The sequence below is a fragment of the Streptomyces sp. NC-S4 genome (assembly GCF_054353315.1).
Genome location: NZ_CM135937.1, coordinates 1,208,165 through 1,221,231, shown reverse-complemented (window position 1 = coordinate 1,221,231; position 13,067 = coordinate 1,208,165). Strand labels below are relative to the sequence as shown.

Below are 13,067 nucleotides of genomic sequence, written 5' to 3'. Positions count from 1 at the left end.
AGGCCGCAAGGCCGGGGGACATGGAGGACGAGGCACCGGTGATCCGCGTACTGCTGGTCGACGACGACGCGATCGTACGGGCCGGGCTGCGCCTGATGCTGGGCGGCGCCCCGGACATCGAGCTCGTCGCGGAAGCCGCGGACGGGGCGGAGGTGCCCGCACTGGTCGCCGCTCACGAGCCCCACCTGGTGCTGATGGACATCCGGATGCCCGGTGTCGACGGGCTGACCGCCACCGAGCGGCTCCGGGCGCGGCCGGGAGCCCCGGAGGTGCTGGTCCTGACCACCTTCCACACCGACGCGCACGTCCTGCGGGCACTGCGGGCCGGAGCGGCCGGGTTCCTCCTCAAGGACACCCCGCCGCAGGAGATCGTGACGGCCATCCGGACGGTGACCGCGGGGGACCCGGTGCTCTCCCCGGCCGTCACCCGCCGGCTCATCGACCAGGTGGCGGGCGACTTCGGCCAGGACACCCGGGCGACCGCCGCCCGCGCCCGGCTGGAGCTGCTGGCCGGGCGCGAGCGGGAGGTGGCCCTGGCGGTCGGGCGGGGCCTGTCCAACGCCGAGATCGGCCGGGAGCTCCACCTGGCGCTGCCCACGGTGAAGACCCACGTCTCCCGGATCCTGACCCGGCTCGACCTCAACAACCGGGTCCAGATCGCACTGTTGGTCCATGACGCGACCCCGCCGGACGGCGGGCGGCACTGAACCTCCCGGCCGCCGCTTCCCCGGGTACCGCCCGCCGTTGTGCCACCGGCCGGACCACCGACGGGTGCTCCGGCCGGCGTGTCGGCCCGGGCACGGAGGGTGTCCGGGCCTCCCGCAGGGACACCGGCGGGCGGGAGTGAGACCCTGGCTGCATGGCCCGTAGGGCAGAGAACTCCGACGTCGGCTGGCCAGCGAGGCCGGACACGAGCCTGGCGCTCAATCGCATGGGCACCTTCGACTGGGACCTCGACAGCGGTCGGATGCATCTCGATCCCACCGCCCTCGAGGTGATGGACCTGCGCCCGGACGAGTACGACGGGACCCCCGGCGGGCTCCGGAGCCGTTTCGCCCCCGGTGAGGAGGCCCGGCTCGACACCCGGGTCGCGCAGGCGATCAAGGACGGCCGCAGCCACTACGGCGCCTACGTCCGCAGCCGCCGGCGCGACGGCGCGCCGACCTGGACCCACATCCAGGGGCACATCCTGCGGGAGCCGTCCGGTCGCCCGTACCGCGTCATCGGGATCCTCCGCGACGCCGCCCACGACCCGGGCGAGCCCGGTGCCGGCGGCGAGGAGATCGAGGGGCGGCGCCGGATGACCGGCGTCGTGGAGCGGACCACCGCCATCCTCGCCCACGCCCGCACCGTCAACGACGTGACCGACATCCTCAAGGACCCGCAGGCTCTCGGCCACCTCGGCGCCGTCAGCGTGATGCTGGGCGTCGTCGACGGCGGCCGCATCCACCTGGTCGCGGAGGGGCAGCTCGGCTCGTACGTGCCCGAGATCGAGTACACGCGGATCGACGCGCGACTCCCGATGAGCGAGGCCGTACGCACCATGCAGTCGGTCATCCTCGTCTCCCGGGAGGAGTTCCAGCACCGCTACCCGGACCTGTGGCAGTACATCGAGCCGCTGTCCGTCCGCAGCGGCGTCTACCTCCCGCTGATCGCCCAGGGCCGGCCCATCGGAGCGCTCGGGCTGCTCTACACGCGGGAGGGCGAGTTCACCGCGGAGGAAAGGAACCTGCTGATGGCGCTCGGCAGCGGGGTCGCGCAGAGCCTCCAGCGGGCCATCCTCTTCGAACAGGAGCACGACCTGGCCGAAGGGCTCCAGCGGGCCATGCTGCCCCGCCGGATCCCGGACGTGCCGGGCGCGCGGATCGCCGTACGGTACCGGTCCGCGCGAATGGGCCGGGACATCGGCGGCGACTGGTACGACGTGGTCCCGCTCGGCGAGGGCCGGGTCGGGGTGATGATCGGCGACGTCGAGGGGCACGACACGGACGCTGCCGCCGTCATGGGACAGCTGCGCATCGTGATGCGCGCCTACATCGTCGAGGGCCACACGCCGGGCGCGGCGATGGCCCGGGCCTCGGCCTTCCTGCGCGAGCTGGAGACGGAACGGTTCGCCACCTGCACCTACGCCGAGGTGGACCTCACCACCGGGATGGCCCGGCTGGTCCGCGCCGGGCACCTCGACCCCGTAGTGCGGCGCGGCGACGGCAGCGTCCACCGGGTCCAGGTGGCCGGCGGGCTGCCGCTCGGCCTGCCGCCCCGAGAGCGGTCCGGAACCGGCTCCGGCTACCCCGTCACCAGTCTCGAACTGCACCCCGGGGACACCCTGCTGCTGTGCACCGACGGCCTGATCGAGCGGCCCGGCGCCGAGCGGGACACCGGCATGCGGGAGCTCATGGCGGCGGTCCACAGCGGCCCGGTCGACGTGGAGGAGCTCGCCGACGTGCTGTGCGACCTGGTCGGCGACGCGGGCGGCGGGGACGACATGGCCATGCTCGTACTGCGCCGCCGCGGCACCCCCACCGCACGCGGCGGGGGTCCGCTGCAGCAGCGGCTCACCCCGGGTGACACGAAGGCCCCGGCGCTGGCCCGGCACCTGATCCGGGCTGCCGTGTCCGCTTGGGGAGCGCGGCACCGGGCCGACGAGATCGAACTGGCGGCGGACGAGCTGATGACCAATGCCCTGGTCCACACGGACGGCGGCGGCCACGTCAGCATGCGGCTCACGGCGCAGGGCCGGATCCGGATCGAGGTCGAGGACAGCAGCAGCGCCCTGCCGAGGCGGCGCGAGGCGGGCGACTGGGCGGTCTCGGGGCGCGGGCTGATGCTGGTGGACCGGCTCGCCGACGAGTGGGGCGTGGAGCCCCGGGGCGGTGGGAAGTGCGTGTGGTGCGAGTTCGCCCTGGCCGCTCCGGAGGACGGCGGCTGAGCACCGTGGGCCGCGGGCCGGGTGCCCGGAGTCCGCTCCCGGCCCGCGCTGTCGGAGGCCTCGAAGGCCTCAGAGGCGTACCAGCGTGACCTCGGTGGCCTTCACGCTCGTCCACACCGCGGCGCCGTCCGCGATGCCCAGTTCGGCCGCCGCGTCCGGGGTGATCTCGGCGACCAGGTCGGGCGCCTGCGCCGAGGCGATCAGCACGCGCAGCCGGCTGCCGACCGCGGTGATCTCCCGTACGGTGCCCGGCCAGACGTTGCGGGGGCTGCCGCCCGGGCGGTCCCGGTGCACCGAGACCGCCTCCGGAGCGATGATCGCCAGCGCCTCCGCCCCCTCGGGCAGCGTCTCGGCGACCACCAGCCGACCGCCCCCCGCGAGAGCGAGCCCGTCGGCCGACGCGGTGCCCGGCCAGGCGTTGCGGCCGAGCATGCGGGCGACCCAGGGGGAGCGGGGATTGCGGGTGACTTCGGCGGGGGGTGCGTCCTGGAGTGCGCGTCCGTGGGCGAGTACGAGGACGCGGTCGGCGAGCGATACGGCCTCGACGGGGTCGTGGGTGACGATGAGGCAGACTCCGCCGAAGCCGGCGAGGTGGGTGCGCAGGGTGTGTCGTACGCGGGCGCGGGTGGTCTGGTCGAGGGCGGCCAGTGGTTCGTCCAGGAGGAGGAGCCGGGGGCGGGCGGCCAGTGCGCGGGCCAGTGCGACCCGTTGGGCCTGGCCGCCGGAGAGCTGGGAGGGCCTGCGGTCGGCGAGATGGCCGACCCCGAGCCGGTCGAGCCAGGCCTGGGCCTCGCGGCGGGCCCGCGCGCGCGGTACCCCGCGGGCGCGCAGCCCGTACGCGGTGTTGGCCACCGCGGTCAGGTGCGGGAACAGCGCGCCGTCCTGGGGTACCCAGGCCACGCCGCGCCGGTGCGGGGGCAGGGCCGTCACGTCGTGGTCGCCGAGGCGTAGTTCGGCGTGGGCGCGGGGGGTGAGGCCGAGCAGGGCGCGCAGCAGGGTGGTCTTGCCGGCGCCGTTCTCGCCGACGACGGCGATGGTGGTGCCGGGTTCCGCGTCGAGGGTGAGCTCGTTGAAGCCCGTGACGGTGGCGGTGAGGGGCCAGCGGCCGCTGTCGTGGGGCAGCGTGGTGCCCCCGTCGCCGTCGCAGTCGCCGTCGCCGAAGGTTCGGGCTTCGGAGGCGGCCGGCTCCTCGGGAACCGGCGCCGAAGAGGCTCCGGGGGCCACCGGGGTGCCCGTCCAGCGTCCGCGCAGGGCGATCAGCACGCCCATGGCGATCGCGAGGAGCAGCAGCGAGACGGAGGTGGCGGCCTCGGGCTTGTCCTGCAGCAGCAGGTACACCTGGAGCGGCAGGGTCTGGGTGGTGCCGGGCAGGTTGCCGGCGAAGGTGATGGTCGCCCCGAACTCGCCCAGCGCGCGGGCCCAGGTCAGTGCCGCACCGGCGATCAGGCCGGGGGCGACCATGGGCAGGGTCACGGTGAAGAACACCCGGACCGGCGAGGCGCCGAGGGAGGCGGCGGTCTCCTCGTAGCTCTGCCTGAGGCCGCCGAGGGCGCCTTCGAGACTGATCACCAGGAACGGCATGGCGACGAACGTGGCCGCGACGACGGCGCCCGAGGTGTGGAACGGCAGGGTGATCCCGAAGGTGCCCTCCAGCCAGGGCCCGAGCAGTCCGCGCCGGCCGAAGCCGAGGAGCAGGGCGACACCGCCGACGGTGGGCGGCAGCACCATCGGGAGCAGGACGAGGGAGCGGACCAGGGCCTTGCCCTTGAACTCCACGCGTGCCAGCAGCCAGGCGAGCGGTACGCCGAGCAGCAGCGAGAGGGCCAGGGCCCACAGGGACACCAGGAGCGAGAGCCTCAGGGCCTCGACCACGCCGGGGCTGGTGAGGTGGGCGCCGAGCTCGCCCCACTGGGTGCGGACGAGGATGCCGATGAGCGGCAGCAGCAGGAACGCGACGGCGAGCAGCGCGGGGAGCGCCAGGGCCAGCGGGGGCCGCGTGCGGGCACGGGTGCGGACGCGTATGCCGCTGCGCCGGCCTGCTTCACTGCGGAGTCTGCTCATGAGGGTTCCTGGCTGGGGTGTCGGCCGCGGGGAAGCGTGGGCGGGCGGGCGTGCGGGCCGGTGGTCGGGTGGCGGGCGGTGGGCGGCGCTGTCGCGGCGGGTCCGGGGGCCCGTCCGCGGGAACGCCGAGAGGGGCTGCCTGTCCCCCCGGTTCAGGCAGCCCCTCAAGGAGTGCGGGTCGTCCGGTGGTTACGCCTTCTGGAAGCCCGCGTCCTGGAGGATCTTCTGCGCCTCGGGGGAGCTCAGCCAGGCCACGAAGGCGGCCGCGTCCGTGGCGTTCTTGGACTGCTTCAGCGTGGCGGCCGGGTAGGAGGCCACGGCGTTCTGGTCGTCCGGGATCTCGACGGCGACGACCTTGTCGCCGGACTTGGCGGAGTCGGTCTTGTAGACGAGACCGGCGTCGGCCTCACCGAGCTCGACCTTGCTCAGCACGGCACGGACGTTGGGCTCCTGGGAGACCGGCTTCACCTCGATCTTCTGGGCGTCGAGGATCTGCTTGCTGTAGCGGCCGACCGGGACCTCGGGCGCGGCGAGCACGACCTTGATCTTGGTGTCGGCGAGGTCCTTGAGCTCGTCGATCTTGAACGGGTTGGCCTTGCCGGCCGCGATGACCAGGCGGTTCTTGGCGATGATGGTGGCGTCGCCGGTCTCGGCCTTCAGCCCGTCCATGGTCTTGGTGTCGGCGGTGACCAGCGCGTCGGCCGGCGCACCCTGCTTCACCTGGGCCGCGAGCTCCTGCGAACCGGCGAAGGAGAAGGTGATCTTCGTGCCGGGGTGGGTCTTCTGGTACTCCTCGCCCGCGGTCTTGAAGACGTCGGTGAGGGAGGAGGCCGCCAGCACCGTGAGGTTCACGGCCTTCGGCTCGGGCGTGGTCTCGGCGGCGGCCTTGTCGTCGCTCTTGCCGCCGCAGGCGGCCAGCGGCACGAGCAGGGCGGCGGTCAGCGCGGCGGCGGCGGTACGACGGCGGATCGTGATCGGGGACATGAGCAGATGCTCCTCGGTCGGGTCGGCGGCCGGCCTTGTGCCGGAACCGCGCGGTGGTGACCCGCGCCGGTGACGGGCGGAGCGGGTGGGGACGTTCGGTGGTGCTGAGCGGGTGGTGCGGGGGACCGCGGGCGGACGCCGGACGGCGCCTTCGGGATCAGGTGCGGTCGATGTGCACGCTGGTGGACTTCACGCGGGCGGTGGCCTGCATGCCGACCTCCAGCCCGAGCTCCTCGACGGCCTCACGGGTGAGCAGGGAGACCAGACGGTGGGGACCGGCCTGGATCTCGACCTGGGCGGCCACGTCGCCGAGTTTGACGGCCGTGACGATGCCGGGAAAGGCGTTGCGCGCCGAGGTGTACGGCTCCCCGTCCTCGATGTGGGCGCCCTGGCCCACCTCGACGGAGAACGCGGCCAGGTCGCGTCCGTCGATCAGGCGTCGGCCGCCTTCGTCGCGATGGGTCACGACCCGGCCGGCGTCGGCCCAGCGGCGGGCGGTGTCCGGGCTGACGCCCAGCAGACGCGCCGCCTGTCCGATGGTGTAGGACTGCATGGGCGACAACGTATGGGTACGTGTGGCGCATTTGCAATTCTCTTGGCCTGATCTCCATGGCAGATGCCATACCTCTTGGCGCATCTGCCAAAACTCGTTCCATTGCGCCGCGGTCGGCTCGCTAGAGTCGGGGGCATGGCTGATGAGGTAACGGGAACGGGCACGGTACGGGTCGACGCGTGGATCTGGTCCGTACGTCTGACCAAGACCCGCTCGATCGCGGCGACCGCCTGCCGGGCGGGCCACGTCAAGGTCAACGGGGAGCGCGCCAAGCCGGCGCAGCCCGTGCGCGCGGGCGACGAGGTGCGGCTCTTCCACGCTGGGCGCGAGCGGATCGTCGTCGTCAAGCGGCCCGTGTCCAAGCGGGTCGGTGCCCCGATCGCCGCCGAATGTCTGATCGACAACAGCCCGCCGCCGCCGACGCCCGTGGAGGCCGCCGTGGTCGGCATCCGCGACCGGGGAGCGGGCCGCCCGACCAAGCGCGAGCGCCGCGAGATCGAAACCCTCCGCGGACGTCCGTAGCGCCGTCGCCGTCGCCGCCCGCGTCGTAGGCGGCGCCCGCGGTCGTAGGCGGCGTCCGCGGTCGGGCCGTCCGGTCAGGTCTTGCGGTACGTGTACGCGTCGGCGGCGGACGCCGCGACCTCCGCCGGGGGTGCTCCGGTGGACGCGGTCACCACCGCCGCCACCGCACCCTCGACGAACGGCCCGTCCAACAGCCAGGACCCCGGAGGGAGTTCCTCCTCCATCAGCAGGGCCTTCACCGTCAGCACCGAGCTCCCCAGATCGGCCAGCAGAGCCACCCCGGCGCCCCGGTCCACCTCCCGGGCGGCCGCGACGATCCGCTCCGCGCTCGTGCCGAGCCCGCCGACGGCCGTGCCGCCCGCCGCGGCCACGGGGGCCACGGGTCCGCCGGCCGCCAGCTCGCGCGCCAGGTCCGCCACGGCCTCCGCGACCCGCGCGCTGTGCGACACCAGCACGATGCCGACCAGGGCCGGGACGGATCCGGAGCCGGGCCCAGGGTGCTCGCCCGTCACCGCGCGCCCGCCGAATCCGCCACGTCCGCCAGCGCCCACAGCAGCAGTGCCGACGAGGTCGCCCCCGGGTCCTGGTGGCCGATGCTCCGCTCGCCCAGGTAGCTGGCCCGCCCCTTGCGCGCCCGCATCGGCACCGTCGCCCGGGCCCCGTTCGCCGCCGCGTCCCCGGCCGCCCGGTACGACGTGCCCAGCGCGGCCACCCCCGGCACCAGGGCGTCCAGCATCGTCTTGTCCCCCGGCGCCGCCCCACCCAGCTGCGCCACCGCCCCGACCCCCTCCGACAGGGCCTCGCGCAGCTCCGCGTCGGACACCTCGGCCGACTCCCCGAGCGCCTTGCCCGTGCGCCGCAGCAGTGTTCCGTACAGCGGTCCCGACGCCCCGCCGACCGTCGAGATCAGCGTCCTTCCGGCCAGTTGGAGCACCGCGCCCGGCGCCGCCGCCGTCGGCTCCGCCTCCAGGGCGGCGAGTACGGACGTGAACCCCCGCAGCAGATTGCTCCCGTGGTCGGCGTCGCCGATGGGGGAGTCGAGCTCCGTCAGCCGGTCCGCCTCCCGCTCCACCGCGGCCGCGGCGGCCGCCATCCAGCGCCGGAAGAACTCTGCGTCACGCACCGGATCTCCTCGCCTCGCACCCGCCTGGCCAGTCCCACCGACACCATACGTTTCACAGCCCCCAGCGCAGCGCCGCGGTCCGGACGGGCGCGTCCCACAGCCGCAGCAATTCTTCGTCGGCCCGGCACAACGTCACCGAACACCCCGCCATGTCCAGCGACGTGACGTAGTTACCGACGAGCGCCCGGGCCACCGGCACCCCGCGCTCGGCAAGTACCCGCGCCACCTCCGCGTGGAACCCGTACAGCTCCAGCAACGGTGTCGCCCCCATTCCGTTGACCAGGGCCAGCACCGGCCCGTCGGCCGGTCCGATCTGCGCCAGTTCCTCCAGTACGGCGCCCACCGCGACCTCCGCGATCTCCCCCGCCGACATCATCGGGCGCCGCTCCCGGCCGGGCTCGCCGTGGATGCCGATGCCCAACTCCAGCTCCCCGTCGGGCAGCTCGAAGGTCGGGCTGCCCTTCGCCGGAGTGGTGCACGCGCTCAGCGCCACCCCGAAACTCCGCGAGGACTCGTTCACCCGCCGGGCGAGCGCGGCGACCCGCTCCAGCGGCGCCCCCTCCTCGGCGGCCGCCCCGGCGACCTTCTCCACGAACAGGGTGGCGCCGGTACCGCGGCGTCCCGCGGTGAAGAGACTGTCGGTCACCGCGACGTCGTCGTCGACCAGGACGCGCTCGATCCGCAGACCGTCCTCCTCGGCGAGCTCGGCCGCCATCTCGAAGTTCAGCACGTCCCCGGTGTAGTTCTTGACGACGAACAGCACCCCCTGGCCGGAGTCCACCGCCGCGGCCGCCCGCACCATCTGGTCGGGCACCGGCGAGGTGAACACCTCCCCGGGACACGCGGCCGACAGCATCCCGTACCCCACGAACCCGGCGTGCAGCGGCTCGTGCCCGGATCCGCCCCCGGACACCACCCCGACCCGCCCGCCCGACCGCGCGTCCCGGCGTACGACCACCCGCCGTTCCACGTCGACGTCCAGCTCGGGATGGGCGGCAGCCATCCCGCGCAGGGCGTCGGCGACCACGGTCTGCGGGCTGTTGATCAGCATCCTCACGCGTATCTCCCGGGAAGGTCGAAGGGACCCGTCAGATGTCATGCCGACTGCGAACCGCTCGCTTCGACGGTAGGGCAGCCCACCCCGCGGCGACAGGCAGATGGTGGTCCCGGGCGTGGCACCGGGCTCGGGCCGGGCTGACGGCGACCCCGCGGGCCGGAAGACCGTGTGCCGGGCGTTCCAAAAGGTTCAGGACAAAAGCGGAAGACGCCGATATTGCTATTGCGATGCAACCTCCGGCGTGGATAGAGTCACCCCTCATCTGTTGGCGAGTCGAACCATAAAGGAGATCCTTGTGGAAGAATTCGATCTCAACGTCGAGCCGTACGAGGCGCACAATACGACTGATGACGAAAGCGGGCTGGGCGTCGTACTCGACTGTCAGTGTTCTGACCCGCGCTAGTCGAGCCACGGAGGGGGAGAGCTTTGACCCGCGCGGAGTTTTCCCCCTCGGCGCGGCTGAGGCTGACCTCGCCGACTCGGTGGATCGTGGAACACCGGCGAACCGAGATCGCTGCGCCACGCGCCAATCTCAGCTTCCCCGACGAGTCCGGCGAATTGTGCGCCTTCCTGCATCAACTCACCGGTTTCAAGACCGTCGAGCAGGTGTTCCGCGTGACGACGGCGGGAGTCGGCGAGGTGCGGCTGCTGTCCTTGCTCAAGAACCTGTTGCGGCACGACGCCGTCACGCTGACGTCCGAGAGCTGGCGGCCGGGGCACGTGGCCGGCTCCAACCCGCAAACTTTTGGTGACAGCGCACCGCGCTCTGATATCGCCGCACAAGCGCGGCGGCGAAAGCTGCGTGACAGGTCCGCAGCGCAGCCGCAGGAAACTCCCCTGGTGAAACTCTCGTACGCCCGTCGGAGCGTTCGGTCTTTCAGCCCGCACGAAAATATCTCCGTCGAGGACCTGAGCAGGGTGCTGACGGTTTCGTACAGCGCCGCAATTCGTGCTGTGCCTTCGGCAGGGGGTTTGAATCCTTGCCGCATACAGGTGCTGCGCAGAGCGCAGACGGGCTGGGAGTTGTTGACCTGGGACCCGGAGTCCGCCCGCCTGTCGGTCGGTCGGCGCCGGAGGTTGCCCCTGGACAGCGCGGTCCTGCGCCATGCTCTCGAGAGCGAAGGACCCGTCCACGGCGCCGCAGCCTTCGTAGTGGTATCCGCAGACCCGTCGGTCCAGTCTTATAAGTATGGCAATCGAGGCTATCGGTACGCTGTTCTCGAAGCCGGCCACATCGCCCAGATGGTGCACCTCGGAGCAGTCGAGCTCGGACTCGCATCTCTTGAATGGGGGGCATTTCGGGACTCGGCGCTGCAGCTGATCTGCCGGTTCGGGCCAACAGAACTCCCCATGACCTGCATAGCGCTTGGCTACGGCGGTACAAGCACTGAGCCGGACATGCTGAAACTTCTGACGGATTGGCAGGAGTCGCAGAGGCCGGTCTTCGATTTCGTGGCGTCGAAGGAACCGGCTGTTGCCACGGGCACACTCGGCATCGTGCTGACACAGATCGCTCTGCCCGGCCTGTCCGGATCGCGGGCCACGGGAGCCGGATGGACGTCCGGCACCTCTCGGATCCGGGCTCTCGGAGAGGCCATCGAAAGGAATTCGGCGCAGCAGGTCGCGGTGGATGCGAAAGGCAGTGCAAAGAGCCTGCACTTGTCGAACGTATTTGATGTGCGATCGCTGTATCCGCCCGGGATGCAAGGGTTCTCCGGCCACGCGGACGGTGAAGCTCCGAAATTTGCCCCCTTCCGGTCCGACGGGACGTACCGGTGGCGGAAAGGGACGACAGGTGCGGGGGACGAGCAGTGGGTGCCCGTCGAGCTCGTCTACTATCCGGTCGAAGCATCGATGAATTGTGCCCCGCTGTGCGGGTCCTGCACGTCCAATGGAGTGGCGGCAGGTGCGTCACTGTCCGAAGCCAGAACGTCGGCACTGTACGAGCTGATCGAGCGTGACGCATTCGTGAGGTCGTGGATCTCGCAGCGACCTCCGGATCGATTCGCGTCGCAACCGCGTGGCGTCCGCGCCATCGTGGAACGCTTGCGCTCCACCGGTTGCAGGGTCGAGTTCCTGGCCTTCTCCGCGATCGCACCGACGGTGGGCGTTGCGATCCTCCAGGAGGCCGCACCTGCCCTTTCCTATGGCATGGCGACGAAAGCCACGTGGCCCCTTGCCGCCGAGAAGGCGCTCCAAGAGGCCATGAGTCACTTCGGTGCCGCATCGATCGTGCGAGGAGACGCCGCCGTGCAGGAGCGGTCGGAAGGACCGCTGGCCCATGCCCTTCATTACCACGCACCAGAGGACCGCAGGTCGATCGACTGGTTCTTCGAGGGTGATTCCACGGCAGGAATCCCCGATCTCATGCGCGGGTGGGACGAGACACATTCTCGGACCCTGTTTGTCGACATTTCATCCCCGGGCACCCCCCTGAAGTGCGTCCGCGCCATTTCCGGCGACCTCAGGCAGATTTGGTTCGGAAATCGATGGAAGCCGGAGGACGACGAAAACTCCGGCCCTCATTTCTTTGCCTAGCGCCTCAGGAAATCACCCATCTCCTTCCCTCCCGAAATTTGCACATCCGCCATGCGGGACCACTCGCGGTGGGAAAGCCGATAAGATTTGAGCCGTGCCGGCTTCCCTTCCCTGGTGACGGTGCGCTCACCGTCGTCCACGTAACCCAGGTGTTCGTTCACCGCCCGGCTGGGGAAATTATCGGCAAAAACCTCGCTGGTGGCGAACTCGGCGCCGAGTTCGCCGAAGGCCAGCTGTAGGAGCGCGGTCCGCATGAGCTTTCCGGTGCCGACTCCCTGGAAGTCCTGGCCCAGCCATGACCCTGTCGTGACTGTTCTCCCATCGGAATAGTTCGATGCCGATAGGTTGGTCGAGCCGACGAGTACCCCGTTTCGCCGGACAGCGAAAATCAGACTCCACTTCCCGATGTGCGATCTTTCGATACTGGCCGTCATCCAGTGCCTGATGTTCCGCTGGGCAGACTGCGGGGAACCCGCGGTCCATGGAGTGCTGAACGGCATGTAACCCGCCGGATGGATTCCCGCACCTGCGAGATCGGCGAGCTGATCGATCACCTGCCGGTCCACCGCCCCCAAGCTGACATCGCCGATGTGCAAGCGGATTCTTGAGGAATGGTCCAGGAACTGTGAATGCCAGTCGCTCATCATGCGTTCCTGCCGTCGGGTCCGCCCTCGAAGGGCCAGGACTCGATGTCACGGTAGTGGATCGGACCGGGGCCGCGGCCGGTGTTGCTCCCGACGAGGTGGAGGCGCCGGGCCGGCCACGGGCGGCCGGTGAACGCGTCGAGTCCGGTGGCGGCGTCCACCGCACTGGTGTTGTCGTGCCGACGGGAGCGCGCCAGCGTCAGATGGGGGCGCAGGGGCCGCCCGTGGAAGGGAATGCCACAGTCGGTGACCGCGGCGCGCACCTCGGCAGCGAGGAGGTGCAGCCCTTCGAGGTCTCCGTCGATCCCGGTCCACAGGACCCGCTCGTCGAAGTGCCCGCCGCCGCGCAGCGCGAGCCGCAGGGGCCGCCGGGCCCGGGCGAGCTCCGCGAGCGGCGGCCGCAGCAGTCCGAGGGCGGTGACCGGCAGCTCGCCGAGGAAGGCCAGGGTGATGTGCCAGTCCTCGATGCGGTTCCAGCGCATGCGCGGGTACGCGGTGTAGGCGGGCTGCAGCCGCTGTTCCAGCTCTTCCTTCGCGTCGTCGGGCGGGGCCAGCGCTATGAACACGCGGACGGTCGCTGCCTGGGTCTTTTCGTTCACGAGGCCTTCGTATCCTGTCCGGGCGCGTTCCGTCATCTTCGGCCCGGCGGGGTGCGG

General features: G+C 71.4%; 12 protein-coding genes. 4 read left to right on the top strand and 8 right to left on the bottom strand.

Translation table 11 applies throughout. The features are described 5' to 3' along the window. The first annotated feature begins 20 nt into the window (after positions 1-20). Together ACXNSR_RS05070 and ACXNSR_RS05065 are read left to right on the top strand one after the other, a co-directional pair. Complete coding sequence (locus tag ACXNSR_RS05070) at positions 21-707, top strand: response regulator transcription factor (protein ID WP_458640938.1); 687 nt, start codon at positions 21-23, stop codon at positions 705-707. Between the two features lie 152 nt (positions 708-859). Continuing rightward, entirely contained in the window at positions 860-2,929 is a 2,070-nt protein-coding gene (locus tag ACXNSR_RS05065; RefSeq protein ID WP_458640937.1) for a SpoIIE family protein phosphatase, read from the top strand. 69 nt (positions 2,930-2,998) lie between these two features. Here ACXNSR_RS05065 and ACXNSR_RS05060 read toward each other — a convergent pair whose 3' ends face one another. From ACXNSR_RS05060 to ACXNSR_RS05050, 3 genes are all read right to left on the bottom strand, one after another. After that, complete coding sequence (locus tag ACXNSR_RS05060; RefSeq protein WP_458640936.1) at positions 2,999-4,990, bottom strand: ABC transporter permease; 1,992 nt, start codon at positions 4,988-4,990, stop codon at positions 2,999-3,001. A gap of 189 nt (positions 4,991-5,179) precedes the next feature. Next, complete coding sequence (modA, locus tag ACXNSR_RS05055) at positions 5,180-5,974, bottom strand: molybdate ABC transporter substrate-binding protein (RefSeq protein ID WP_458640935.1); 795 nt, start codon at positions 5,972-5,974, stop codon at positions 5,180-5,182. A gap of 157 nt (positions 5,975-6,131) precedes the next feature. After that, positions 6,132-6,527 carry a TOBE domain-containing protein gene (locus ACXNSR_RS05050; protein ID WP_030772813.1) on the bottom strand — a complete coding sequence of 132 codons (396 nt, stop codon included), beginning with the start codon at positions 6,525-6,527 and terminating at the stop codon, positions 6,132-6,134. A gap of 135 nt (positions 6,528-6,662) precedes the next feature. Between ACXNSR_RS05050 and ACXNSR_RS05045 the strand changes: the two genes are divergently transcribed. Continuing rightward, positions 6,663-7,049 (top strand): RNA-binding S4 domain-containing protein, encoded by a 387-nt coding sequence (locus ACXNSR_RS05045; RefSeq protein ID WP_384837294.1) that lies wholly within the window; start codon positions 6,663-6,665, stop codon positions 7,047-7,049. A gap of 74 nt (positions 7,050-7,123) precedes the next feature. Here ACXNSR_RS05045 and ACXNSR_RS05040 read toward each other — a convergent pair whose 3' ends face one another. From ACXNSR_RS05040 to dhaK, 3 genes are read right to left on the bottom strand one after another with little or no spacing between them, the layout of a single operon-like run. After that, a complete protein-coding gene (locus ACXNSR_RS05040) occupies positions 7,124-7,561 on the bottom strand; it encodes a PTS-dependent dihydroxyacetone kinase phosphotransferase subunit DhaM (protein WP_458640934.1) in 438 nt (145 codons plus the stop codon). Then, positions 7,558-8,172, bottom strand: a complete 615-nt coding sequence (gene dhaL / locus ACXNSR_RS05035; protein WP_458640933.1) for a dihydroxyacetone kinase subunit DhaL — start codon at positions 8,170-8,172, stop codon at positions 7,558-7,560. The genes ACXNSR_RS05040 and dhaL overlap by 4 nt, the downstream gene beginning before the upstream one ends. A gap of 52 nt (positions 8,173-8,224) precedes the next feature. Next, the gene (gene dhaK, locus ACXNSR_RS05030; protein WP_458640932.1) at positions 8,225-9,229 is read right to left on the bottom strand and encodes a dihydroxyacetone kinase subunit DhaK; all 1,005 of its coding nucleotides are present in this window, start codon (positions 9,227-9,229) and stop codon (positions 8,225-8,227) included. A 426-nt stretch (positions 9,230-9,655) separates the two neighbouring features. Between dhaK and ACXNSR_RS05025 the strand changes: the two genes are divergently transcribed. Beyond that, the gene (locus ACXNSR_RS05025; RefSeq protein ID WP_458640931.1) at positions 9,656-11,767 is read left to right on the top strand and encodes a YcaO-like family protein; all 2,112 of its coding nucleotides are present in this window, start codon (positions 9,656-9,658) and stop codon (positions 11,765-11,767) included. Here the strand turns inward: ACXNSR_RS05025 and ACXNSR_RS05020 are convergent. Then, on the bottom strand, positions 11,764-12,411 hold the full coding sequence (locus ACXNSR_RS05020) for a GNAT family N-acetyltransferase (RefSeq protein WP_458640930.1): 648 nt from the start codon (positions 12,409-12,411) through the stop codon (positions 11,764-11,766). The two genes, ACXNSR_RS05025 and ACXNSR_RS05020, sit on opposite strands and share 4 nt — an antisense overlap. After that, positions 12,411-13,046, bottom strand: coding sequence for an RNA 2',3'-cyclic phosphodiesterase (gene thpR, locus ACXNSR_RS05015; RefSeq protein WP_458640929.1), 636 nt, complete (start codon positions 13,044-13,046; stop codon positions 12,411-12,413). Before thpR ends, ACXNSR_RS05020 begins: the two co-directional genes overlap by 1 nt. Positions 13,047-13,067 lie beyond the last annotated feature (21 nt).